The 23,928-nt window shown below is 72.4% G+C and carries 17 protein-coding genes; 7 read left to right on the top strand and 10 right to left on the bottom strand.

The window, feature by feature from the left end:
* Positions 1 to 19 precede the first annotated feature (19 nt).
* The gene (locus AB0K15_RS29160; RefSeq protein ID WP_364057241.1) at positions 20 to 1,705 is read left to right on the top strand and encodes a DUF885 domain-containing protein; all 1,686 of its coding nucleotides are present in this window, start codon (positions 20 to 22) and stop codon (positions 1,703 to 1,705) included.
* A gap of 365 nt (positions 1,706 to 2,070) precedes the next feature.
* Here AB0K15_RS29160 and AB0K15_RS29155 read toward each other — a convergent pair whose 3' ends face one another.
* Complete coding sequence (locus AB0K15_RS29155) at positions 2,071 to 2,370, bottom strand: hypothetical protein (protein ID WP_364057238.1); 300 nt, start codon at positions 2,368 to 2,370, stop codon at positions 2,071 to 2,073.
* A 209-nt stretch (positions 2,371 to 2,579) separates the two neighbouring features.
* On the opposite strand from AB0K15_RS29155, the gene AB0K15_RS29150 reads away from it, so the two are divergent.
* Positions 2,580 to 3,494, top strand: coding sequence for an EamA family transporter (locus AB0K15_RS29150; protein ID WP_364057235.1), 915 nt, complete (start codon positions 2,580 to 2,582; stop codon positions 3,492 to 3,494).
* Here AB0K15_RS29150 and AB0K15_RS29145 read toward each other — a convergent pair.
* Together AB0K15_RS29145 and AB0K15_RS29140 are read right to left on the bottom strand one after the other, a co-directional pair.
* On the bottom strand, positions 3,433 to 4,005 hold the full coding sequence (locus tag AB0K15_RS29145) for a GNAT family N-acetyltransferase (RefSeq protein WP_364057232.1): 573 nt from the start codon (positions 4,003 to 4,005) through the stop codon (positions 3,433 to 3,435). The genes AB0K15_RS29150 and AB0K15_RS29145 overlap by 62 nt on opposite strands.
* Entirely contained in the window at positions 4,002 to 4,526 is a 525-nt protein-coding gene (locus tag AB0K15_RS29140; protein WP_220238061.1) for a YbaK/EbsC family protein, read from the bottom strand. Before AB0K15_RS29140 ends, AB0K15_RS29145 begins: the two co-directional genes overlap by 4 nt.
* A gap of 220 nt (positions 4,527 to 4,746) precedes the next feature.
* On the opposite strand from AB0K15_RS29140, the gene AB0K15_RS29135 reads away from it, so the two are divergent.
* From AB0K15_RS29135 to AB0K15_RS29125, 3 genes are read left to right on the top strand one after another with little or no spacing between them, the layout of a single operon-like run.
* Positions 4,747 to 5,208 carry an SAV_6107 family HEPN domain-containing protein gene (locus AB0K15_RS29135; protein ID WP_364057229.1) on the top strand — a complete coding sequence of 154 codons (462 nt, stop codon included), beginning with the start codon at positions 4,747 to 4,749 and terminating at the stop codon, positions 5,206 to 5,208.
* A complete protein-coding gene (locus AB0K15_RS29130; protein WP_364057226.1) occupies positions 5,198 to 5,965 on the top strand; it encodes a maleylpyruvate isomerase family mycothiol-dependent enzyme in 768 nt (255 codons plus the stop codon). Before AB0K15_RS29135 ends, AB0K15_RS29130 begins: the two co-directional genes overlap by 11 nt.
* Before the next feature lie 58 nt (positions 5,966 to 6,023).
* Positions 6,024 to 6,728 (top strand): VOC family protein, encoded by a 705-nt coding sequence (locus AB0K15_RS29125; RefSeq protein ID WP_364057223.1) that lies wholly within the window; start codon positions 6,024 to 6,026, stop codon positions 6,726 to 6,728.
* Between the two features lie 8 nt (positions 6,729 to 6,736).
* Here the strand turns inward: AB0K15_RS29125 and AB0K15_RS29120 are convergent, their stop codons facing one another.
* The 7 genes from AB0K15_RS29120 to AB0K15_RS29090 form a co-directional block, all read right to left on the bottom strand.
* On the bottom strand, positions 6,737 to 8,434 hold the full coding sequence (locus tag AB0K15_RS29120; RefSeq protein WP_364057220.1) for an FAD-dependent oxidoreductase: 1,698 nt from the start codon (positions 8,432 to 8,434) through the stop codon (positions 6,737 to 6,739).
* 57 nt (positions 8,435 to 8,491) lie between these two features.
* A complete protein-coding gene (locus AB0K15_RS29115; RefSeq protein ID WP_364057217.1) occupies positions 8,492 to 9,847 on the bottom strand; it encodes a carboxylesterase family protein in 1,356 nt (451 codons plus the stop codon).
* A 136-nt stretch (positions 9,848 to 9,983) separates the two neighbouring features.
* Complete coding sequence (locus AB0K15_RS29110) at positions 9,984 to 12,737, bottom strand: alkaline phosphatase family protein (protein WP_364057214.1); 2,754 nt, start codon at positions 12,735 to 12,737, stop codon at positions 9,984 to 9,986.
* Positions 12,738 to 12,741: 4 nt separating this feature from the next.
* A complete protein-coding gene (locus tag AB0K15_RS29105; protein ID WP_364057211.1) occupies positions 12,742 to 14,100 on the bottom strand; it encodes an ABC transporter permease in 1,359 nt (452 codons plus the stop codon).
* Positions 14,097 to 15,062, bottom strand: a complete 966-nt coding sequence (locus AB0K15_RS29100; RefSeq protein ID WP_364057208.1) for an ABC transporter ATP-binding protein — start codon at positions 15,060 to 15,062, stop codon at positions 14,097 to 14,099. Before AB0K15_RS29100 ends, AB0K15_RS29105 begins: the two co-directional genes overlap by 4 nt.
* A 613-nt stretch (positions 15,063 to 15,675) precedes the next feature.
* Entirely contained in the window at positions 15,676 to 16,176 is a 501-nt protein-coding gene (gene def / locus AB0K15_RS29095) for a peptide deformylase (RefSeq protein WP_360606019.1), read from the bottom strand.
* 617 nt (positions 16,177 to 16,793) lie between these two features.
* Positions 16,794 to 21,470, bottom strand: coding sequence for an ATP-dependent helicase (locus AB0K15_RS29090; RefSeq protein WP_364057636.1), 4,677 nt, complete (start codon positions 21,468 to 21,470; stop codon positions 16,794 to 16,796).
* A gap of 224 nt (positions 21,471 to 21,694) precedes the next feature.
* On the opposite strand from AB0K15_RS29090, the gene AB0K15_RS29085 reads away from it, so the two are divergent.
* Both AB0K15_RS29085 and AB0K15_RS29080 read left to right on the top strand, forming a co-directional pair.
* Positions 21,695 to 23,536 (top strand): Hsp70 family protein, encoded by a 1,842-nt coding sequence (locus AB0K15_RS29085; RefSeq protein ID WP_364057204.1) that lies wholly within the window; start codon positions 21,695 to 21,697, stop codon positions 23,534 to 23,536.
* 75 nt (positions 23,537 to 23,611) lie between these two features.
* On the top strand, positions 23,612 to 23,806 hold the full coding sequence (locus tag AB0K15_RS29080) for a DUF3046 domain-containing protein (protein ID WP_360605301.1): 195 nt from the start codon (positions 23,612 to 23,614) through the stop codon (positions 23,804 to 23,806).
* The last annotated feature ends 122 nt before the right edge of the window (positions 23,807 to 23,928 follow it).

Genomic DNA, 23,928 nt, shown 5'->3' with positions numbered 1-23,928 from the left:
GGCCGGTACGGTTCGGCCCATGGCTTCCACCGAACACAGCGTGCACGGGATTTCCGACCGGTACGTCGACGACTACGCGGCCGTGGACCCGGTCGCGGCCACCATGCTCGGCGTCGCGGGGTACGACGACCAGCTCACCGACTACTCGCCCGCCGGCCACGCGGCCCGGGCCGCCCTCGCGGCGAAGGCGCTCGCGGACGTCACCGCCGCCGAGCCCGCCGACGCGGGGGAGCGGGTCGCGAAGGCGGTGTTCACCGAGCGCGTGGGCCTGGACCTGGAGATCCACGACGCCGGCCTCGACGTCGCCGCGTTGAACGTGATCGCGAGCCCGGTGCAGGACCTGCGCATGGTGTTCGACCTGATGCCGATGGACACGCCCGAGCAGTGGGCCGACATCGCGGCCCGCCTGAAGAAGGTGCCCGACGCGCTCGCGGGGGTGCGCGCGTCGCTGCTGGCCGCGGCCGACGCGGGGCGCGTGTCGGCGCTGCGGCAGGTGGGCAAGGTCGCCGAGCAGTGCGACACCTACGCCGGCCTCGGTGAGGGACCGAGCTTCTTCAGCGGCCTCGTGGGCAGCGCGGGCGAGGTGGGTTCGTCGCTGGCGAACGACCTGCAGGCGGGCGCTCGCGCGGCGGACGAGGCGTTCGCGGAGTTCGCCGGTTTCCTGCGCGCCGAGCTCGCCCCGAAGGCCCCGGCCAAGGACGCCGTGGGCGAGGACGTCTACCGGCTGTGGTCGCGCTACTTCATCGGCGCGGAGCTGGACCTGCGCGAGGCGTACGAGTGGGGCTGGCACGAGTTCGCCCGCATCGACACCGAGATGCGCGCGGTCGCCGACCGGATCCGCCCGGGCGCTTCCGTCGCGGAAGCCGCCGAGGTGCTCGACGCCGACCCGCGCTACCGCGTGCAGGGTCGTCCGCAGTTCGAGGCCTGGATGCAGTCGCTGTCCGACGAGGCCCTGAAGTCCTTGCGCGGCAAGCACTTCGACATCCCCGACCGGCTCATGGCGCTGGAGTGCCGCATCGCCCCGCCGGGCGGCGGCGTCGGCGCGTACTACACCGGGCCGAGCGAGGACTTCACCCGCCCCGGGCGGATGTGGTGGTCGCTGCCGGCGGACAAGGACGAGTTCACCACGTGGCGCGAAGTGTCCACTGTGTACCACGAGGGCGTGCCGGGCCACCACCTGCAGATCGCGACGGCCGTCAACCAGGCCGCGTCGCTCAACAAGTACCAGCGGCTCATGACCTTCATTTCAGCCCACGGCGAAGGCTGGGCGCTGTATTCCGAGCGCCTCATGCAGGAACTCGGCTACCTGTCGGACGACGGCAACCTGCTGGGGATGCTCTCGGAGCAGCTGTTCCGCGCCGCCCGCGTGGTCGTCGACCTCGGCATGCACCTGGAACTGGAGATTCCGCGCGGCACGGGCTTCCACGAGGGCTCGCGCTGGACCCCGGACCTCGGCCTGGAGTTCATGCTCACCCGCACCATCACCGACCAGGCCCACGTCCGCGACGAGATCGACCGCTACCTCGGCTGGCCCGGCCAGGCCCCCGCCTACAAACTCGGCGAACGCCTCTGGCTCGCCGCCCGCGACGACGCCCGCCGGCGGCTGGGGGATGCTTTTGACATCAAGCAGTTCCACACCCGGGCGTTGGAGATGGGCGGGATGGGGCTGGATACGTTGAGGGAGCAGTTGGCTCTGTTGGGCTGAGTTGGTCCGACGTCGGTTCTGACTGGTGTTGCGCCTTTGCCCGGCTTTTGTTCGACTTGGCTCTGGCTTTGGCTTGGTGAAGCCCTCCCCGGATTTTGGTGCCGTGGAGGGCTTTTGCCGTGTTCGGGCGGCTGTTGGCCTGCGGATCTGCTGAAGCGAAACGAACGGTCCCGTCGTTGCTTTGCCTGGTTGTCTCGATGCTTCGGCTCGTCGTGTGGAGCCGGATTTGCCTGCACCGCCCCGGATCTCGGAGTTCTCCACAGCTCCCCCGAGTTGTGGACAACCCGGCCCCGGCTCGGCTCGACGCCGGGTTCTGTCGGTGGGGCCGGGAGAATGGACATGGGACGCCCCCCCTCAGGCTCTGGTCATCGAAGTTGATTCGGGCCAGGGGTGGCTGACCTGCGTGAGCTCTTGCTGCGTGCAGGATCCATGGTTCGGCATCCGGTGGCCTGCGTCCTGAAGCGGCCCATGCGGCGCGCGAGCGTGAGCTCCTCGACGACCGCGCAGCCGACCTCGTCGCCGGCGCGGACGACCAGCTCCAGCAGCGCCGTCCCCGGCACGAGCACCGCGCCGTGCACGGCGTGCTCGGCCAGGCTTGCCGGCCGCCGCAGGGGCGCGTTGCCCGTTCCCTCATAGGGAACCCCCGCGCCCTTCCTCCACGCCAAAACCCATGGCCCCACCACCGCCCCACCCCCTAAACTCCCGCCCGTGCACCGGATCTTCCTCGTCACCCCACCCCCCGCGCTCTGAGCGGGGTGGTGTCCGCCGCGTGTGAGTCCGCCTGAGGACCCCGCGGCTGATCAGTGCTGCACGAAAGCGAAAAGCCGCCCCGCGTCGTCGATGTCCGAAATCCTTCGACGCTGGAGCGTTGTCCATGTCTGTTGTCCTGTCCGAGCGCGCCCGCGGGGCGGTCGCGCTGGTTGTCGCCGGGGTGTTGTGGGGGACCGGGGGGTTGGCCGGGTCGTTGCTCGGGCAGCTGGCCGGGTTGCACCCGCTGGCCGTCGCCGCGTATCGGTTGCTGCTGGGAGGTGCGGCGGCGATCGCGGTGTCCGGCAAGGGGATTCCGCGAGCGCGCGCCGAGATCAAGCGCGTGCTCGTCGTCGGCGCGTTGTTCGCGTTCTTCCAGACGACCTACTTCGCCGCCGTCGCGCTCGGGTCCGTCGCCACGGCGACCATGACCACCATCGGCGCCGCGCCCGTGATGCTCACCGTCGCCACGGCGATCCGGAAGCGCCGGGCGCCGCGGTCCTGGACCCTGCTGTCGGTCGTCGGCTCGCTGATCGGCCTGGTTCTGCTGTCCTGGGCGCCGCACGCCGAAACGTCCCCGACCGCCGTCGTGCTGGCCCTCGCCGCGGCCGCCGGGTTCGCGATCCTCACCACCCGCCCGGTCGGCGACCCCCTGGCCACCACCGCGTACGGCTGCCTCACCGGCGGCCTCCTGCTCACCCCGGCCGCCCTCACCCTGGGCATGGCGCTGCCCGCCCGGCCCGGCGTGCTGCTCGTCGCCGTCTACTTCGGCGTCGTGCCGACGGCGCTCGCGTACGCCGCGTACTTCAAGGGCCTCACCACGGCCCACCCCGTGCTCGGTGCGCTCTCGGCGCTGCTCGAACCGCTCACGGCGACGATCCTGTCCGTCGCCTTCCTTCACGAGCACCTGAGCCCGCAGGCCTGGGGCGGCGCGGCTCTCCTGACCGCGGCGCTGGCCGTCGGCTACTGGCGCCCGGAACCTACTTCGGGTCGAGCGGCAGCGGACGGCCGAGGATCGCGAACGGCCGCGGGTCGCCCGTGAACTGGTAGTCGCGCAGCACGTCGACGAACCCGGTGCGCCGGTAGAGCTTCCACGCCCGGCTGGTGCCTTCGGGGGTGGACAGCAGCACGTGGGCGTTCGGGACCCCGTCGAGCAGCCGGCGCAGCAGGTCCTCGCCGATCTGCTTGCCCTGGTTCTCGGGGCGCACGTGGATCTCGGTGAGCTCGAAGTAGTCGCTCATCCACCGCTCGGCCTCCTCGGGGCCGGAGCGGCGGGTGAGGCCGTGGCGCACCTGCTCGTGCCACCACTGCCCGGCGCGGCCCTTGTACCCGTAGGCGAGGCCGAGCAGCACGTCGTCGGCGTCGAGGGCGGCCATGCAGCGCCAGCCCTCGCGCAACGCGTGGGTGAGCCACATCGGCGCACGCTGCTCGGCCGTGCCTTCGGGGTACTGCATGGCCTTCACGTAGATGGCCAGCGCTTCGGGCAGGCGTGTGCGGAACTCGTCCGCGGACAACTGCACGTATCGGGAACACCCGGAGGACATGGCGGTCACGGCTGTCCATCCTCCACTCCCGCCGCGAGCGCGCCCGGGGTGCCCCCGGTCAGCTCGACGAGCCCGTCGAACGTCGTCGGGAAAACCGACTTCGGGTGCCCGGCCGCGGCCCACACCTCGTCGTACGCGCGCAGGGCCGTGTCCACGAGCGTCACCAGCCGCCGGGGGTGCCCGACGGGGGCGACGCCGCCGATGGGCTGGCCGGTGTGCTCGCGCACGAAGTCCGCGTCGGCCTTGCCCACCTCGGCGAGGCCGGCGAGCGCGGCCAGGCGGGCCGGGTCGGCGCGGTGCGCGCCGGAGGTGAGGGCGAGCAGGGCCGTCTCCTCGCCGCCGGCCGTGCGGGCGCGGAACACGAGGCTGTTGGCGATCGCGCCGACCTCCACCCCGAGCGCTTCGGCGGCCTGGGCCGCGGTGCGGACCTCGGCCGGCAACACGCGCACACCCTCGGCGGCGGCCTGCTGGCCTGCTTCGCTCAGAGCGGCTGTGACCTTGGCGACGGCGGGATGGTCGAGGGAGCTCATGCGGTTATGAGACCACGCCGACGGCACCGTGTCCCGCACCACGTCCCCGGATTCCACCGGCGGGGTTGAGAGAACGCGGCACCGGGGGTTACTCTGGAAATCGTTCGAACAGACGTTCGACATCCGGTGAGTGTTCACCGGCAGGTGCCCGGCGAGGGGCGGGGGAAGCGCCCCGCAGCCGGGCACCTGCCGGACTCGCCCGAGCGGGAGGAGGGTCGTCATGTCCGTCTCGGTCGTGTCCCCTGACCCCGGGCAGCCCCAGCTGCCCCTGTCGCTGCGCCCGCCGGCACCCCCGGCGGCGGCCACCCTGCTCGCCCAGGCCAAGCGCGGTCTGGCCGATGCCGAAAACGAACGTGATCCCGCCGAGCGGTTCATCGGCGCCTACCTCTCGGCCCTGCGCGGCGCGGCGGCGGTGCTCGCCGTGCGCGGGCGGCCGCGCCGGGGCCGCGGCCGTCCGGTCAGCGGCTGGGTGCTGCTCGACGCCGTGGCGCCGGAGCTGCAGGAGTGGTCTGCCTTCTTCGCGGCCAACTCGGCCACGCGCGCGGCCGCCGAAGCCGGTATCACCGGAAAGGTCACGGCCGAGTCGGCCGCGGGCCTGCTGCGCGCCACCGGTCTGTTCCTCGAGCTGGTCCGCCGGCTCGTCCACGGCCTGCCCATTTCCGGCGAAGCCCATGTCGCGTGAGCTCGGTCCGGTCGACCACGGCCGGTTGCTCGAAGCGCTGGAGATCGAGGCGCGAGTGCTGGGGGAGGTGGCGCACGCGGCGTCGGCGGAGGCGCCGGTGCCCACGGCCCCCGGCTGGACGTTGGGAGAGCTGCTGCGCCACGTCGGCAGCGTCCACCGCGCCACCCTCGGCTGGCTGCGTGAGGGCCGCAAGCCCACGCAGTGGCAGCGCATCCCGCGCCAGGACGAAACGGTCGCGGAGTACTACGTCTCGGGCCGCGACGCGCTGATCGCCGAACTGGCCGCCCACGACCCGGCCGACCACGCGGCCACCTGGTGGTCCGCCGATTCCACCTACGGCTTCTGGCGCCGCCGCACGCTCCACGAGACGCTCGTCCACCGCGTCGACGCCGAGCGAGCCGCCGGCGTCGACCACCCGGCCGTGCCCGCCGACCTCGCCACCGACGGCGTCGACGAGGCCCTCACCCTGTACTTCGGCCACAAGCTCGCCCTGCTCGGCCTCACCGGCACCCGCCACGGCACCGTCGGCATCCGGACCGGCGGCCACAGCTGGATCGCCCGCGCCGGCCCCGAAACCATGGACGCGTGGCGCTGCTCACCCGAGGAGGCCGAGTCCGCCGACGAACGCGTCAGCGGCGACCCGGCCAACGTCTACCTCTGGCTGTGGGGCCGCGCCGCCCCGACCGCCGTCGTCTCCTCCGGCGGCCACGACCTGGCCGCCCAGCTCTGGGCCTTGCTGCGGCTGGCCACCCGCTGAACCGGAAAGTGGGGAAGCTTCCCCGGTTCCTGTCGGTGGCCCCCGCTACCTTCGGCCCATGACGACGCCGCCGTCCGCCCTCACCATCGACGCCGCGCGGCCCCAGGAGCTGGCCCGCTTCTGGGCCGCGCTGCTCGGCTGGTACCTCACCGAGCCGGCCGCCGAGGGTGCCGCCGGTCTGGGGTCGCAGGGCCTCGCCGCGCCGATCGTGCGGCCACCCGCCGAAGACGGGTGCGAGTTCGACCTCGTCTTCGTCGCCGAGACGGAACCCAAGCGGCACAAGAACCGTCTGCACCTCGATCTCGCGAGCCGCACGCCGGAGCACCAGCGCGAGGTGGTGGAGCGCGCCCTGTCGTTGGGCGCACGGTACCTGGACCTGGGCCAGAGCGACGTCCCCTGGGTGGTGCTCGCCGACCCCCAGGGCAACGAGTTCTGCGTCCTCGAACCGCGCCCGGAGTACGCCGGGTCGGGCGCGCTCGCCGCGCTGGTCGTGGACACGGACGAGCCCGCGCGGCTGGCCGGGTTCTGGTCGGAGCTCATCGGCTGGCCGATCACAGCCGATCAGGGTCCGCAGATCGTCGGCCTGCGCAGCCTGTCCGGCCGTGGCCCGACGATCGAGTTCCTGCGTTCCACCGACGCCAAGCAAGGCAGGAACCGCCTACGCTTCGAACTGGCTGCAGACGCCGGTGCTGAACCGTTGTCCCCCAAGCGGGATCCCGAGGGCAACGAGTTCTCCCTCCGAACGCAGCGCGGACAGCCCTGAAAGAGCCCTCACCGCCCGACGGTCTCCGCCGGTTCCTGCGGACGCCCCCGCGGCCGCAGCGCCTCGGCCGCGAACATCCGGTGCAGCAGCTGGATCGCGACCGAACCCTCACCCACCGCCGACGCCACCCGCTTCACCGAACCGTGCCGGACGTCGCCCGCCGCGAACACGCCGGGCAGGCTCGTCTCCAGGGGCAACGGGTCGCGCGAGAGCGGCCAGGCGCGGAGATCGGACCCCGTCATGATGAAACCGCGGTCGTCGCGCTCGACCTCCGGGGGCAGCCAGCCGGTGTGCGGGTGCGCTCCGATCATGACGAACAGCCCGTCGGCGGCCACGGTCTCTTCGCGTTCGGTCGGCCGGTCGCGAAGCACGAGGTGCTCCAGCCACCCGTTGCCCCCGCCTCCGACGATCTCGGTGGCGACCCGCACCCGCAGCCGTGGGGTGGCCTCGATCTCCCGGGCCAGGTAGTGCGACATGCCCGCATCGAGCGACCGGCCGCGGACCAGGAGCGTGACCTGCTTGGCGTACCGCGCCAGGTACAACGCGGCCTGGCCGGCCGAGTTCCCGCCGCCGACGACGTAGACCTCACGGTCGGCGACACCGGGCGCCTCGGAAGCCGGCCCGCCGTAGTAGACGCCGGCCCCGTTCAACGCTTCGAGGGCCGGCACGCCCAGCCGGTGGTAGGTGGCGCCCAGCGCGAGCAGCACCGCGCGGGACCGCACCCGCGTGCCGTTGGACAGCGTGATCGACAGCTCGTCGTCGCGCCGCAGCTCGGCGGCCCGCTGCATGAACACGAACTTCGCCCCGAACACCCACGACTGGTCGTACGCCTGCTGCGCCAGCCGGCGGCCGCTGACGCCCCGGGGGAAGCCGAGGTAGTTGCGGATCAGCGAGCTGGACGTCGCCTGGCCCCCGAGCCCGCCCTCGTCGACGACCAGCGTGCCGAACCCTTCCGACGCGCCGTACATGGCCGCCGACAACCCGGACGGGCCGGCTCCGACGATCACCAGGTCGAACTCCATGCGGTCCGGGTTGACCGGCGCGCCCGAGGCCACGGCGATGTCGGCGTCGGTGGGGTTGCGCAGGACCGTGCCGTCGGGGAAGACGACGATCGGGAGCTCGCCCGGCCCGGCCTCGGCGATGCGGGCGCGTCCTTCGCTCGAGTCGGCCAGGGAGAACGAGTGCGGGATCGCGCACCGCCCGAGGACCTCCCGCAGCCGGTACGCCCGGCCGGACCAGGAGTCGCCGACCACGTGGATCGTGTAGGGCGAGGTGCGCCGCAGCTCGGTCCATTCGAGCAGCAGGTTCGAGATCGCGTGGTGGAAGACCTCGTCCGGCGCGGCCAGCGGCCTGAGCACGTAGTGGTCGATGTGCCCGCGCGCGATCGAGTCGAAGATCGCCTCGCCCGTCGCGCGGTTGCCCCACTCGCCCCAGGCGATCAGCAGCCCGCGTTTCGCGTGCGGGTGCAGCCGGCGCGCCTGGGCCAGCAATTCGCCACCGGTCGTGCCGGAAAGCCATTGACCGGCCAGCACGAGCGCGACGTCTTCCCCATCCACGGCGAGTTCTTCGAGCAGCGCCAACGCTTCCTGCGCCGAAGAAAGGCTCACGACGCGGTAGTGGCGCGCGTAGCGCTCGCGCAGTTCCCGTTCGACGTCACGCAGTGCATCCGCGTTCTCGTCGACGGCGAGAAGCACGGCGCCGGACATGCACCCGACAGTAACCGCGATCCACACCCGCGCGAACGCATGGTTTTTCAGCACCCGTCAGGCCCGGAACACGAACACCCCACCGTTTTCGCCGTGACGCGGCCACCCCGGGTCGCCGGTCGCCGCGAACGCGACCCACGCCGCCTGCACCCGATCCGCCAGCTCACGCGGCGGCTCCGGCCCCTCGAGCGCCGACAGCCCCAGGTTGCCGAACACGAACCCCAGCTCCAGCCCGTGCGCCGCACCCACCCCGGGCAACGGCGAGGGCCACGCGAACTCGTACACGAAAGCCGACCGCGCCCGGGCGATCTCCACGACCGGACGGCGGAACAGGGCGTCGGTCAGCACGTCGGCGTAGAGCTCGACCGGCGTGGTCCCTTCAGGAGCCGCTTCCACCGCGAGACCCAGGCGCCCCAGCAAATCCCGCACGTCGGAATGCGAGACGCCGTCGGGCAGCGACGCGCCGGCCAGCGCCAGCAGCTCGTCGGCGTTGGTGCCGATCAAGAGATCCACCCCGCCGCCGCGCACGACCACGTCGAACGGCGGTTCGGCCAGCACCTCCCCGTCCACCACCGGCAGGAACGGTTGCGCGGCGGTCACGGTCGTCGCACCCCAGCGCGCGGGGTCGAGGTCGGCCGTGAGGTCCGTGACGGCCGCCGTCGACAGCGCGGCGAGCTTCTCCGGCGCGACGCGCGCGAACCCCGCCGCCGTGGGCTCCACGCCGGCCGCGCGTGCGATCTCCCCGGTGACCAGCAGCGCGTCGGACGCGGACAGCGCGGCTCGTGCGTTGGCGCTCTGCACGATCGCCCGCCGGAACAGGCCGCGGTCCATCGCCACGTGCGCCAGCGTCGCGCCCGCGCCCGCCGACGTGCCGAACAACGTCACCGCGTCCGGATCTCCGCCGAACGCCGCGATCCCGGAGCGCACCCACTCGAGCGCCGCGACCTGGTCGAGCAGCGCGCGGTTCGCGACCGCGTCCGGCAGCAGCGCGAACCCTTCCGCGCCGAGCCGGTAGTTGACCGACACGAACACGACCCCGCGCCGCGCGAAGGCCGCGCCGTCGTAGATCGGCATCGCCGACGAACCGGTGACGTTCGAGCCGCCGTGCAGCCACACCAGCACCGGCAGCCCCGCCGCGTGCGGGTCGGGCGTCCACACGTTGAGGTTGAGGCAGCCCGGCCCCTCGACCACCGGCTCCGCCAGGAACGAACCCGGGAGCGGCACCGAAGGCGCGGTCGGCCCGAACTCGAGCGCGTCGCGCACGCCGTCCCACGCCTCGGGCGGGCGCGGTGCCCGGAACCGCGCCTCGCCGGACGGCGCGGCGGCGTAAGGGATGCCGAGGAACCGCGTGACGCCTTCGCGCACGCTGCCCCGCACCCGGCCGTACGGGGTGGTGACGACGGGATCGGTCATCCCCCCATCGTTACCAGCGCCGGGCCCGCACCGGGGCACGGCTGCCCGAATCGCCAGGGATTCCTGTCCCGAACGCACGAAACCCCCGGCCGGCGGGAAGCCGGCCAGGGGCCCGTGTCACAGCTCGATCAGGAACTCAGCCGTCCGACTCGGCCGACGGGATGTACGCGCCCGGCACCTGGTCCGGCGAGAACACCTTGCTCTCACCGGGGTACGGGGTCTTGAACCCGTGCGTCTGGTACCACGTGAAGTGGTTCATCTGCGCGGGGTTCGCGTAGTCCGCCGTCGCGTTCGGACCGGTCAGGCGCTGGTTCTTCTGCCAAGCCGACCACTGCGAAGCGACCTGCTGCTTGTCCGCCGGCACCGCGGTGTCGGGCTGGACGGACGCGAACTGCGGAGCCACCACGTCCGGACCGCACGACGGCTGCGTCGCGAGGCCGCCCGTGAGCGACGTGCGGTTCGCCACCGCGTTGAACGGCGTGAAGTCCGGCTTGGCCGTGAAGGCACCGGTCATCGGCGTGGCCGCGCTGTCCTTCTGGTTCATCGGGGAGATCCCGAGGATCTGCTCGATCGTGCGGATCATCGTGATCTGCGAGTAGTACCGGCTGTCCACCGCGCCGTGCTGGGCGTACGGGCTGATGATCTGGACCGGCGCCCGGTGCCCGTCGACGTGGTCCAGTCCGGCCTGGGAGTCGTCCTCGACCACGAAGATCGCGGAGTCCTTCCAGTACTGGCTGTGCGAGATCGTGTCGACGATCTTGCCCACGGCGAGGTCGTTGTCCGCGACCTGGGCGGCGGCGTTCGCGGGACCACCGGTGTGGTCGCTCGACAGCCAGAACATGTTGAGGTTCGCCGGACCGTTCTTCTCGAAGTCCTGCTGCCAGATCTGCTCCCGGTACACGTCCGGGACGCTGGTGTCGAACTTCGGGAAGCCGTGCACCGACACGTCGTTGAGCGACGGGATCGGCGACGACGACACGAGCGGGTAGGCGCTGGGCTCACCCGTCGCGGCCATGTTCTTCGAGTCGCAGTACAGGTTCTGCCAGGACGCGCCCGCCGGCTTGGTCAGGAACTGCTGGAACTCGCCGAAGTCGCGGACGGTGTTGCCCGCGGCCTCCGCACCGGACCACAGGGTCCCGGAGGCCTGGTGGCCCAGGGAGTCGTCCTCGGTGTCGTAGCTGCGCAGGTACTCGCCGGCCGAGGACTCGGTGTACTCCGGGTCGTCGGCCTGCATGAGCCAGTTGTGGCCCTCGGCGGAGTTCGTGCCGATGTCGTACGTGTTGTCGTACAACCCGAACTGCTGCGCCAGCGCGTGCTGGTTCGGCGTCACGTTCTCGCCGAACTGCGCGAGCGCCGCGTCGCCGTTGCCCTGCGACATGTCCCCGAAGAGCTGGTCGTAGGTCCGGTTCTCCTTGACCAGCAGGAACACGTGCTTGATCGGGGACGGGTCGCCGAGGCGAGCCGGCACCGGCACGGGCTTCTTGTTCTTGCCGTTCGACACCAGGACGGAGTTGTCCGTCCAGCCGTTCTGCTTGAACACCTTCGGCGTGTACGACTTGATCGTCCGGTCGTCGGGCAGCTGGAAGCGCTGCACGCTGGAGGTCGTGTCGTGCGTGCCGTGCCCGGCGGCCGTGGTCGGGCGCTGGGCGTCGATGCCGCGGGTGTTGGACACGACGATGTCCTTGCCCACGGTGGCGATCGCCGTCGGGAAGTAGTCCGTCGGCAGCAGGCCGATGTAGCTGGCCGGCTCCTTCGGGCTGGAGTAGCGGTAGACGGCGATCGCGTTGGCGCGGCCGAGCGTCACCAGCAGGTGCCCGTCCGGGGTGAGCGTGATGCCGTCGGGCTCGTACCCGACAGTGGCCTCGGGCCACGGCTGGGTCGCGATGGTCTGGATGACCTTGTCCTTGCCCGAGTCGATCACGGACACGTTGTTGCTGGACGTGTTCGCGACGAACACCGTGCCCTTGCTCGCGTACACCGCGGTCGGGTGCAGCCCGACGTCGATGCTCTTCACCGCGGCGGCCGGCTTGCCCGTGTCGATGACGCTGACCGTGCCGGTGGTGGTGGCACCGGTGACGGGGTCGGCCGGCACCTGGGTGTTGTAGGAGTTGATCGTCGTCTCACCGGGGCGCGGCAGGCGGCCGCCCTCGTTGCTGACGTAGAGCTTCTTGCCCACGAGCACGAGGTCGCGCGGCGCGATGCCGGTGTTCCAGCTCTGCTGGACGGCGCCGGTCGCCGCGTTGATGGCGACCACGCGGTTCTGCCCGTTCACCGCGGCGTACGCGACGGCGCCGTCGGGCGAGAACACCGCCTGGGCGACCAGGGCGTGCTTGGGTCCGTCGGCGGGGATCTTGATCGAGACGGGGTTGGCGAGCGTGCCGTCGGCGTTCACCGTGAACTTGGTGTAGCCGTCGGTCTGGGCGAGCCACAGGAACTTGCCGTCGGGGGAGTACGACGGGCCTTCCTGCCCGACGTCGTTGCCGGCGATCTTGAGGTTCACGTTCGCCGAGGTGCCGATCAGCTGCTGGACCTTGTAGGTCTTCAGGTCCACGATCGTCAGCGCGGCGTCGCCGTCGGTGGTCAGGGCGGCGAGGTGCGTGCCGTCCGGGCTGATCTTCGACGCCATGATCTTGCCGTCGTTCACGACCAGCCGGTCGCCGATCGGGTCCAGGTACTGGTCGCTGGAGATGACCATCCCGTCCTTGGTGTTCTGGCCGACCTGCTGCTTGCCGAACTCCTGCGTCGACGCGGAGCCGATGCCGGAGCCCGTCACGACCAGAGCGAGAGTGGCGGTGCCGGCGGTGGCGAGGCGGATCTTCCGCGCTCTGCCGGCACCAGGAGAGCCGGAACCGGCTCTCCCACCACGCCTGCGGCGGCGTGTTACCTGCATGGGGTTATCCCTTCGGGGTGGAGGACAGCAGTTCGACGGCAGCGTCGAACTGCCACAGCGGGTTGGGTTGGTCCCCGATCGGGGTCCGCACCTGGAAGTAACCGTTCACTTCCTTCGGCCCGTCGCCATCGGCGACGAACCGCCCGTCCGAGGTGACGTCGAGCTGGTAGATGGCCTGACCAGTCGCTTCGACGCCGGGGAGGTGCCACGAGACGACGCACCGCCAGTCGTTGCCCGGCCCTTCCTGGGCGACGAGGCCGCCGCCCTTCTGGCACGCCGACGTGACGTCGAGCTGGGCTTCGGTCACGGCGGGGCGGTGGAGTTCGTCGGTCTGCAGGCGGTAGAGGTGCGCGAACGTGGTCGAAAGCGACTGCTGCACCTTGTCCTGCGTCACGCCGGAGCCGAGCGAGGGCGTGGCCACGGCGATCACCGCGAAGGCGACCACGATCAGCCCGACCAGCGGCAGCGCGCCGGCGGTGATCGTGCGGCGGGCCGAACCGTCGTAGCTCAGGTTGGTGAAATCGCGGCGCAGGAACAGGAAGTAGGCCAGCGCGGTCGCCACGACCGTCCACACGAGACAGACGAGGATGCTGACCAGGAGCGGCCCGGCCTGGGCGGGGCTCGTGAACAGGCCTTCCCACGCGATGAACGCGTAGGTCGGCAGCGCGAGGCGCACGGCCACGGGCAGCGGCAGCAGCTGGGCCACCGCCATCGCGAGCGCGACGACGGCGGGCAGCAGCAGGCCCATCGGCGACCGTCCCAACGCGACGGAGCCGAGCAGCCCGACCGCGGCCAGCGCGAGCGTCGGCGCCAGGGCGCACACCCACGCGAGCAGGACCTGGCCGGCGGCGGCGCCGGGCGAGAGCAGGTGCCCGTCGAGGCCGACGAGCTGGCGGCTGCCGACCGCCACGACCCCGCCGACCGCGCTGGACACGGCCAGCCCGGCCACGAGCACGAAGATCACGGTGAGGCTGGCCAGCACCTTCGCCGCGAAGATCCGCCGGTACGACCGGACGGCCACCAGCAGGTGGCGCCAGGTGCCGAGCCGGTCCTCGGAGGCGAAGACGTCGCCGGCGACCACCGATGTGAGCAGCGGGAGCGCGTAGCTGCCGGCGAAGCCGAGCATCACGAGCGAACCGGCCCAGCCGGTGGCGTTCATCCAGCGGCCGAAGACGGTGTCCACCGGCAGGTCGCTCTGCTGGCTCACCGCGGCGACGAACAGGGCCGGGGCGATCCAGCAGGCGAGCACCAGCAGGCGGACCCGCCACTGGGAGACGAGCTTGACGAGCTCGAAGCGGTAGCCGCGGGCCACGGAGGCGGGGCGGACGGGGGCTGCCTCGGGTTCGGTGAGGGTCGCGGTCATCGGGCGGACTCCTGCTGCCGGGCCCCGGATTCGGGCTCGGCCTCGGTTTCGGTCAGGGCGAGGAACGCGGCTTCCAACGGGGACACCACGGGCGCGAGCTCGCGGATGGCCACGCCGTCGCGGACGAGGCGCACCACGAGGTCGTCGAGGGCGGGCACGAGCGTGCGCACCACGAGGACGCCACTGTCCTTTCCGGACTCGTCGCCGAGCCGGATGCCGGGGGTCTCGGCCGCGAGCTTCCGCGCGGCCTCGCGATCGGAGGTCACGAGCCGGTAGTCGAGCTCCTGGTTCTCCGACGAGAGCTTGGCCAGCGGGCCGGTGAAGACGACGCGGCCGGTCGCGATGATCGTGACCTCCGAGCACAGCGCTTCGAGGTCGTCCATGCGGTGGCTGGACAGCACGACGGTGGCGCCTTCGGCCGCGAGCCGTTTCAGGACCCCGTGCACGTGCTTCTTGCCGGCGGGGTCGAGGCCGTTGGCGGGCTCGTCGAGCACGAGCAGCCGCGGGCGGGTGAGCAGGGCGGCGGCGAGGCCGAGCCGTTGGCGCATGCCGAGGGAGAAGCCGCGCACGCGGTCGTCGGCCACGTCGGTCAGCCCGACCTGTGCGAGCGCGTCGTCGATGTCGGCCGCGCGGGTGTCGCCGCCACGCAGTGCGGCCAGCGCGGCCAGGTTCTTGCGCGCCGTGAGCGAGGGGTAGAGGCCGGGGCCGTCGACGAACCCGGCGACGCCGCCGGGAGCGTCCAGGGTCCGCCCGACGGGCGAGTCCAGGATCTCCAGGCGGCCCACGTCCGCGACGGCGAGGCCCAGCAGCAGACCCAGCAGCGTGGTTTTGCCCGCGCCGTTCGGCCCGGCCACTCCGTGGATCTGCCCCTGCGCGACGTCGAGATCGATTTCGTCGAGCGCGACGACCTCGCCGAAACTTTTGGTGATTCCCCGAGCCCGGACTGCCAGAGGTGTGTCCATGGTCCCTTTGCTTTCGTCGTGAAACGTGCGTCAGGAACTTAGGGACGGTAAATTAATCTCGAACCGGTGCCGGGTGAACGATCGGGAAACGGGGCCCGGACGAAACAAGTCATACTCGTGGATTGTCCGAGTTAAATCGTGATATTGCCGTGAGTTAACCGTCGCCTTGCATTAGCGGCGCGCGCGTTGTCCCTGTCGATCTTGCGGCGCCGCGATCAGGCGGTTGCCGGCTTCGGGGCACGACCAGCTCCCGTAGGCCGGCGCGGGCTCGGCCGTACGAGTGGACCTTTCGCGGTCCCGTTCCCCACGGCGTCACCGGGCTCGGGCTCGACACTCGCCGCGCTGGCGCAGTCGAGCACCGATGACGGCGGGGGATCCGGGCCGGTGCCGATGATCGCCTCTCCGCGTGATCAGACGCGGGCGGTGCTCCAGGCTCGCTTCCGAACCTCAGGCGCCCGAAGGAATTTCCGAGCGGCCGACGGGCTTCCGACGAGGCCCTTTCTCGCCGTTGATTGGAACATTCCGCTTACGGTATTCAGGGTGTGAGCAAATCCCGATATCGCTGTTTACGGAGAACGTTTTCCGCGGGCATGAATGCTTTCGCCGACGGTGCTCAGCGGTTCCAGAACCAGTCCTTGCCCCGCGCCTGCTTGAGCGCCTGCTTCTTGCGTTCGGGCGTCAGCCGGTCCAGGTAGAGCATGCCGTCCAGGTGGTCGGTCTCGTGCTGCAGGCACTGCGCCAGCACGTCGACCCCCTCGACCTCGATCGGCTCATTGCGCAGGTCGACGCCCCGCACCACCGCGTGCTTGGCCCGCACGGTCGGGAACCACAGCTCCGGCACCGACAGGCAGCCCTCGTCGATCTCGTGCGTCTCCTCCGACAACGAGACGATCTCGGGGTTGATCACGTAACCCGTCAGGCCACCCACGTCGTAACTGAACACCCTCAGCCCGACCCCGATCTGCGGCGCCGCCAGCCCCGCGCGCCCGTCCGGCTTCACCGAGTCCATCAGATCCGTGACCAGCGCCTCGACCTTCTTGTCGAACGTCGTCACGGGATCGCAGATCGTCTTGAGCACCGGGTCCCCAAAGTAGCGCAGAGCGCGCATCGCCATGATCGAACGTCCTTTTCCCGCCGAGTATCCGCACGAAGTCTAATGACCACCGGCTCCACCCCACGCGCCACCCGCGCTGGTCAGCCCGGCAACGCACGCCCCTCGCCGCCGGCCACCGCCCGCGGCGGCACGGCCGGCATTCGGGACTCTTCCGCGCCGGCCAGCGCTCGCGCCACGCGGCCGGCGGGCCACAGCTGCTCCCGCGTGTGCCGTCACTCGCGGCGCTCCGGCTGGCGTTCGGGGCTCCTCGGTGCGGGGGAGGGCCCGCGCCGCGCGTGTCGGCCCTGCCGCAGTTGCTCCGGCGCCGGCCGACGCCTGCGCGGCGGTCAGGCTGGTAGCCGCGGCCGCTTCAGCGCTGGCCCGCCCTGCTGGACTCTGCCGGGTAGTCGCGACCTCTCCGGCGTGAGCGGATGCTCGCGGTGGGCGGGCCGGTGCCGCAGGCTCTTCGGCGCTGATCGAACCGCGCCTGTCCGGGCTCGCGCTCGCGAGGCCTTCGGCTTCGCCATTCCCCGCGGAACACGGATGCGCGGCTGCAGGCCTCTAGCATCGCGACTTCTCGCCCACGGCCGCCAGGTGCGTTTGCCGCGGCGCCGGCGTCCTCCCGGACCCGTGGGCGCTCAGGCGCGCAACCGCAGTCCCTTCGGGGTTGCGCGGAAGCCGGCCTCGCGGAGGATGTCGGCGAGTTCGGAGGTGAGGGCTTGTTCGCCGTCGGCGCGTTGGACGGCCAGTTGGCCCAGCCAGCCCTCGCGGACGGCGGTGGAGAGGCCCGCCGCGGCGGCTTGGAGGGGGGCGCGGTCCTCGGTGAAGCTCAGCAGGGAGCGGCCGCCGCGTTCCACGTAGAGGGCGGGGACACCGTCGACGAGCACCGCGAGCGCGCCCGCCTTGCGCGCCGGACGGTGTTTCGTGTCGCCGGTGGCGGCCGGCCAGGGCAGGGCCGCGCCGTAGGGCTGGGCCGGGTCGGCGGCGGCCAGCACGACCGCGCGGTCGCCACCCGCCCGCGCGGGGGAGCCGGACCAGCCCTCCGTGCCGGGCGGGGGACCCGACAAGGCGCGCAGCCGGTCGACCGCGCCCTTCGCCGCGAACTGTGCCGCGCCGAGGCCCTCCACCACGTAGCCGCGCACGACCTGGCCCGAGTCCTCCATGCCGCGCAACACCTTGTAGATCCCCGAAAACCCGCCCGTGACCCGCTCGGTGTCCAGCGCGCCGCGGGTGAGCACGCCGTGCCGTTCGAGGAACGCCTCGGTGCGCGCGTGGGCGCGACGCGTCGGATCGGTCTCGCGCGCCGGCGTGAGAGCCCAGCGGCCGGCGACCGTCGGTGGTCCCGTGCGCGACGGCATCGCCGGGCGCCCCGCCCGCAGCCGCGCGTACCGGCCGCGCGGCGCCTGCCGCCGCGGTTTGTGCGCGCCGTGGCCCGCGACCTGCGCGCGCAGCGGCGCGAGCGTGTCGCCCGTGACCAGCCCGGCCCACACCAGATCCCACAGCGCGCCCGCGATGTCACCGTCGTTCGGTGGCGACTCCAGTTGCGGCGAAACCCGGTCCACCAGCTGCCGGAAGAACAGCGCACCACCCTCCAAAGTGGACAGCAGAGCCTCGTGCACCGGGCTCGACGGCGCGTTCTCCTCGACCTCCGGCAGCAGCAGGTCGGCCACGTCCGTCGGTGCCAGCGCCAGCCACCCGTCCCCACCGGACAGCGCGCCGCAGCCCGCCCACGTGACCTCGCCGGCCGTGGTCAGCTCGTCGAGCAGCGCGGGGGAGTAGCCCGGCAAGCGGCTCGGCAGGATCAGCGACTCCACGGCACTCGCCGGCAACGGCGCGCCGGCCAGCTGCTCGACCACCGACAGCACGTCGTCGGCCGTCGGCGCCGAGCGCACCCGCGCGCCGATCCCGTGCCACGACGGCAGGAACCGGCCCAGCGCCGCGGGCTCCACGGGCTCGACCTCCGCCCGCAGCTTCGCCAGCGAGGCCCGCCGCAGCCGCCGCAGCACCCCCGCGTCGCAGTATTCGAGCCCCACGCCGTGGGTGTCCGGGTGCCCGACCGGGCTCAGCTCACCGCGGACCAGCCGCCCCTGCCCGGTCATCCGCTCCAGCACACCCGTGACCACGGCCGGCCCGAGCCCGAACCGCGCGGCCGCCGCCGAAGCCGGGAACGGCCCGCGGATCCGCGCGTACCGCCCGAGCAGGTCGCCCAGTGGATCCTCCACCGGTTCCGTGAACGCCTCGGGCACCCCCACCGGCAACGCGACCCCCAGCGCGTCGCGCACCCGCCCGGCGTCCTCGATCGCCAGGAACCGCTCCTCGCCGGCGATCCGCACCCGGATCGCCCGCCGCGCGGCTTCCAGTTCCTCCAGCCACTCGGGCCGGATCCCCCGCTCCGAGGCCTCCGCGGTGGACAGATCACCCAGGAACCGCAACAGGTCGGCCGCGTCCTCCGCCGAACGCGCGTGCCGATCGGGATCCAGCCGCTGCAGCGACCGCTCCACCTCGCGCACGGCGTCGGGATCCAGCAGCTCCCGGATCGCCTCCGTGCCGAGCAGTTCGGCCAGCAGCCCGGAATCCAGCGACAACGCGGCCGCCCGCCGCTCGGCCAGCGGCGCGTCGGTCTCGTACAGGAACATCCCGACGTAACCGAACAGCAGGCTCCGCGCGAACGGCGACGCCGCCGGCGTCTCCACCTCCACCAGCCGCACCCGGCGCGCCCGGACGTCGGCCATCAGCTCCCGCAGCCCGCCCACGTCGTAGACGTCCTGCAGGACCTCCCGCATCGCCTCCAGCACCACCGGGAACCGCTCGTACTTCGCCGCCACCGACAGCAGTTGCGACGCCCGCTGCCGCTGCTGCCACAACGGCGTCCGGCGCCGCGGGTCACGCCGCGGCAGCAGTAGCGACCTCGCCGCGCACTCGCGGAACCGCGCGGCGAACACCGCCGACCCGCCGACCTCCGCCACGATCAGCTGCTCGACCTCCTCCGGGTCCAGCAGCACGTCGTCGGCGCCGATGGTGACCTCGCCGCCCTCGGCGTCGAGCGCGTCGGGCAGCCGCAGCACGATGCCGTCGTCGGAGTGCGCCACCTGCGCGTCGACACCCCGGTTCTCCCGCAGCCGCGCGGCGATCGCCAGCGCCCACGGCGCGTTGACCTGCGCTCCGAACGGCGAGTGCACCACGATCCGCCAGTCGCCCAGCTCGTCGCGGTAGCGCTCCAGCAGGATCGTCCGGTCGTTCGGCACGTGCCGCGTCGCCGACTTCTGCTCCTCCAGGTATGCCAGCAGGTTGTCACACGCCCGCTGGTCGAGCCCCGCTGCCGCGGCCCGGTCCCGCGCCGCCACGCTGTCCGAAGTGGACAGCTCCCGCACGAACGCGCCCAGCGCCCGCCCCAGCTCCAGCGGCCGGCCCGCCGCGTCGCCCTTCCAGAACGGCATCCGCGCGGGCTCGCCCGGTGCCGGCACCACGATCACGCGGTCGTGAGTGATGTCCGTGATCCGCCACGACGACGTGCCTAGCAGGATGGTGTCGCCGACGCGCGACTCGTACACCATCTCCTCGTCGAACTCGCCGACGCGCGAGCCCGGTTTGTCGTCGGCTCCCGGCGTCATCACCGTGAACAGCCCGCGGTCGGGGATCGTGCCGCCCGACGTGACCGCGAGCCGCTGCGAACCCGGCCGCCCGTGCAGCTCGCCGGTCACGCGGTCCCACGTGATCCGCGCCCGCAGCTCGCCGAACTCCTCGCTCGGGTACCGCCCCGCCAGCATGTCGAGCACCGCGTGCAACGCGTCGTCGGGCAACGCGGAGAACGGCGCCGCCCGGCGCACCAGCGCCGCGACCTCCGGCACCGTCCACGATTCGAGCGCCACCATCGCCACCACGTGCTGCGCCAGCACGTCAAGCGGGTTGCGCGGGTATCGCACGGCCTCGATCGCGCCGGCGGCCATCCGCTCCGCGACCACCGCGCACGACACGAGGTCACCGCGGAACTTCGGGAACATCACCCCGGACGACACGGCCCCCACCTGGTGCCCGGCGCGCCCGACGCGCTGCAGCCCCGACGCGACCGTGGGCGGTGCCTCGATCTGGACGACGAGGTCGACCGCGCCCATGTCGATGCCCAGCTCCAGCGACGACGTCGCCACCACGCACGGCAGCCGCCCTGACTTGAGCTCCTCCTCCACGTGGGTGCGCTGCTCCCGCGACATCGATCCGTGGTGCGCCCGCGCGATCGTCGGCGCCGCGCCCGTGGTGAGCCCGGACTGCCCGATCGCCTCGGCCGGGAACGCGTCGACGGCCCGCAGCTCCGTCTGCTCGGCCGCCAGCTCGTTGAGCCGCGCCGTGAGCCGCTCGGTGAGCCGCCGCGAGTTGGCGAACACGATCGTCGACCGGTGTGCCTGGATCAGCTCCAGCACCCGCTCCTCGACCGCGGGCCAGATCGACGGCCGCTTCACCTCGGCGCCCGCGATCTCCTCCTGCGTGCCGATGCCGCCTTCGGACGGCAGCTGCGACAACGACGTGAGGTTCTCCAGCCGCTCCATCGGCGACGGGGCCGGCCCGTCGAGGTTCGCCATGTCCTCCACCGGCACCTCGACGCGGACCTCGATGGTCTTCGCGAGCTTCGGCTGCACCACCGTGACCGGCCGCCCGCCGGCGAGGAAGGAGCTCACCTCGTCGACCGGCCGCACGGTGGCCGACAACCCGATCCGCTGCGCGGGCTTCGGCAGCAGCGCGTCGAGCCGCTCCAGCGACACCGCCAGGTGCGCGCCCCGTTTGCCGCCCGCCACGGCGTGGACCTCGTCGACGATCACCGTCTCCACGCCCGCCAGCGACTCGCGCGCCGACGACGTGAGGATGAGGAACAGCGACTCCGGCGTGGTCACCAGCACGTCGGGCGGCGTCTTGCCGAACGACCGGCGCTCGGCCGCTGTGGTGTCGCCGGTGCGCATGCCGACCTCGATCTCCGGCACCGGCAGCCCCAGCCGCCGCGACGCCTGCGAGATCCCGGCCAGCGGCGCGCGCAGGTTGCGCTGCACGTCGACCGCCAGCGCCTTCAGCGGCGAGACGTAGAGGATGCGGCAGCGCTTGCGCGGCTCCGCCGGCGGTGGCTCCACCGACAGCCGGTCGAGTGCCCACAGGAACGCGGACAGCGTCTTGCCGGACCCGGTGGGCGCCACCACCAGGGCGTGCTGCCCGGCGTGCGCGGCCCGCCAGGCCCCTTCCTGCGCCGCGGTCGGCGCGGCGAACGCCCCCTCGAACCACGTGCGGGTCGCGGGGGAGAAGAGGTCGAGGACGTCTGCTGCCACGTCCTCCATGATGCGCGGCACCCCCGACAGTTTCCGATTCCCGCTGTCGCGAACGGTCCCTTCGCGGCGAACGCCCAGGTCACGGTCTCCTCGACCACCCGACCGGGCGATGCGGAGGTGCACTGCGTCACGTCCGGCGCCGCACACCCCACCAGTTCCGCGGGTCCGCCCGCGCGACGGCTCTCCGCGTGGGAGCATCACCGCCAGCGCAGCTACGGCAAGGGGGACTGGAAGTGCGGATCCTGTCGGTGGACCTGGGGACGTCCAACACGGTCGCCGTGCTCTCCGCGTACGGCCGGCCGCCGCGGGTCGTCGAGGTGGACGGGTCGGCCAACATGCCTTCGGCGATCTTCGCCGGCGAGGACGGCACGATCATGGTGGGCCGCGACGCCGAACGCCGCGCGCGCCTGGACCCCACCCGTTTCGAGCCCAACCCGAAACGCCGCATCGACGAGCAGACGCTGCTGCTGGGCACCGACGTCGTGCCCGTCAACGAAGCCCTCGCCGCGATCCTGCGCCGCGTGCTCGAGGAGACCACGCGCCAGCTCGGCGGCGAGCAGCCCGACGAGGTCCGCCTCACGCACCCCGCGCAGTGGGGACCGGTGCGCCGCAACGTCCTGCTGTCCTCGGCCCGGCTCGCGGGCATCGGCGCGAGTGTCGTCCTGGTGCCCGAACCCGTCGCCGCGGCCGCGCACTTCGCGTCGTTCCCGGGCAAGGGGCTCGCGCCCGGGCAGGCGCTCGCGGTGTACGACCTGGGCGCGGGCACCTTCGACGTCGCGGTCGTCGGCGCGACGCAGAACGGCTACGTCGTGCTCGCCGAGGACGGCCTGCCCGACCTCGGCGGCCTCGACGTCGACCAGGCGCTGATGGTGCACGTCGGGCGTGAGGTCTCGCACTCGGATCCCCAGCGCTGGCAACGCCTCCTGCGGCCGGAGTCCACCGCGGACCGGCGCACGCGGCGGGCGTTGCAGGAGGACGTGAAGGCGGCCAAGGAGGCGCTGTCGCGGCACCCGCAGACCGAGGTGCCGATGCCCGAGCCGTTCAAGGACGTGCTGGTCACGCGCGGCGAGCTCGAAGGCCTGGTGCGCCCGGCGATGCTGCGCAGCGTGGAGCTGCTCGCGCGCACGCTGCGGACGGCCGGGCTGACGCCGGACCGCCTCGCCGGCATCTACCTGGTCGGCGGCTCGAGCCGGCTGCCGCTGGTCGGCTCGATGATCGCGGAGAAGCTCGGTGTCGTGCCCGCGAGTCTCGACCAGCCTGAGACGGCCGTGGCGCTGGGCGCGCAGCACGTGGCGCGCGACGGGCTGTCGATGCGGACGCAGAACGTGGAAGGCCAGGTCGCGGCGGGTGCGCCCGCGTACGCGCCGGGTGGATACCCCCCGCCGCCCCCGCAGCAGCCGCCGGCCGGGTACGCGCAGCCGTCGTTCCCGGCGGGGCCGGCGCCGTCGAACTTCCCGACGTACTCGCCGGCCCCCGCCGCCGCCGCGCCGGCGAAAAAGAGCCGGACAAAGCTGTGGATCGGCGTCGCGGTGGCGGTGGTCGTGGTCCTCGCCGCGGGGCTCACGGTTTTCCTGACGTCGTCCGCTTCGGTGCAGACCTACACCGCGGACCAGTGCCGCACGCCCGGCCAGGCCGACGCCCAGGGCCTCACCGGGTGCCTGCGTCAGCTCGCCGGGAAGATCGCCGACACCGGCGGCTGCCACCCCGGCATGGGCAACGGCCCCGCCGCGCCCGCGCAGAGCCTCGGCGCCACCTCGACGTGCGCGGCACCGGGCCGCGCGGGCTCGCAGGTGACGTACGTGCAGGGCACGTCGGCCGCCGTGCTGAAGCAGTACACGGACGGGCTGCTCGCCTCCGCCGGCGGCGACCGCGTGGAGGCCGCGTGGAAGGGCAACGGACTGGAGGGCCACTACTCGTCGGCGGCCGGGCAGAACGCGGCGGTGCTGGTGTTCACGGTGTCCGACCGGCCGCTCGTCGGGTTCATCTACCAGGTCAATTCCGCAGGTCAGGGCGCCGCGCCGACCCCGGGGACGCTGGCGGACTACTTCGAGCAGAGCGTGCAGCCCGGCGAGTGAGAAGTTTTCGTTCGCTGCCGCGGCGCGAACGGGCCGTTCGCGCCGCGGGGGAGGCCGCGAGCTAGCATTCGGCCGATGCGTATCACGGTGTTCCGGCGGCTCATGGCGGACGAGTTCGGCCCCGGGCGGGCCGAGGTCCTGGCCCAGGACCACGTGCTCAGCGGGCTCGGCGGGAGGACCGTCGACCAGGCTCTGGCAGCGGGGATCCCGGCGAAGCAGATCTGGCGTGAGGTGTGCGAAGCCTTCGACATCCCGCCGGAACGGCGCTGACCTGCGGTTCATCGGTTCGTCCCGGGGAAGGGGAGCTCGGAAGGGCGAAAAATCCTAGCGGACGGGCGTGTCGGCACAACCCTCGAACACCTGTTCGTCTACAGTGTTGTGCACACCGGGGG

Origin of the sequence: Amycolatopsis sp. NPDC049253 (assembly GCF_040678995.1) — a bacterium.
Taxonomy (GTDB): Bacteria; Actinomycetota; Actinomycetes; order Mycobacteriales; family Pseudonocardiaceae; genus Amycolatopsis.
Note: the sequence above shows the minus strand (reverse complement) of the source record. Positions and strands in the feature narration are given on the sequence as shown.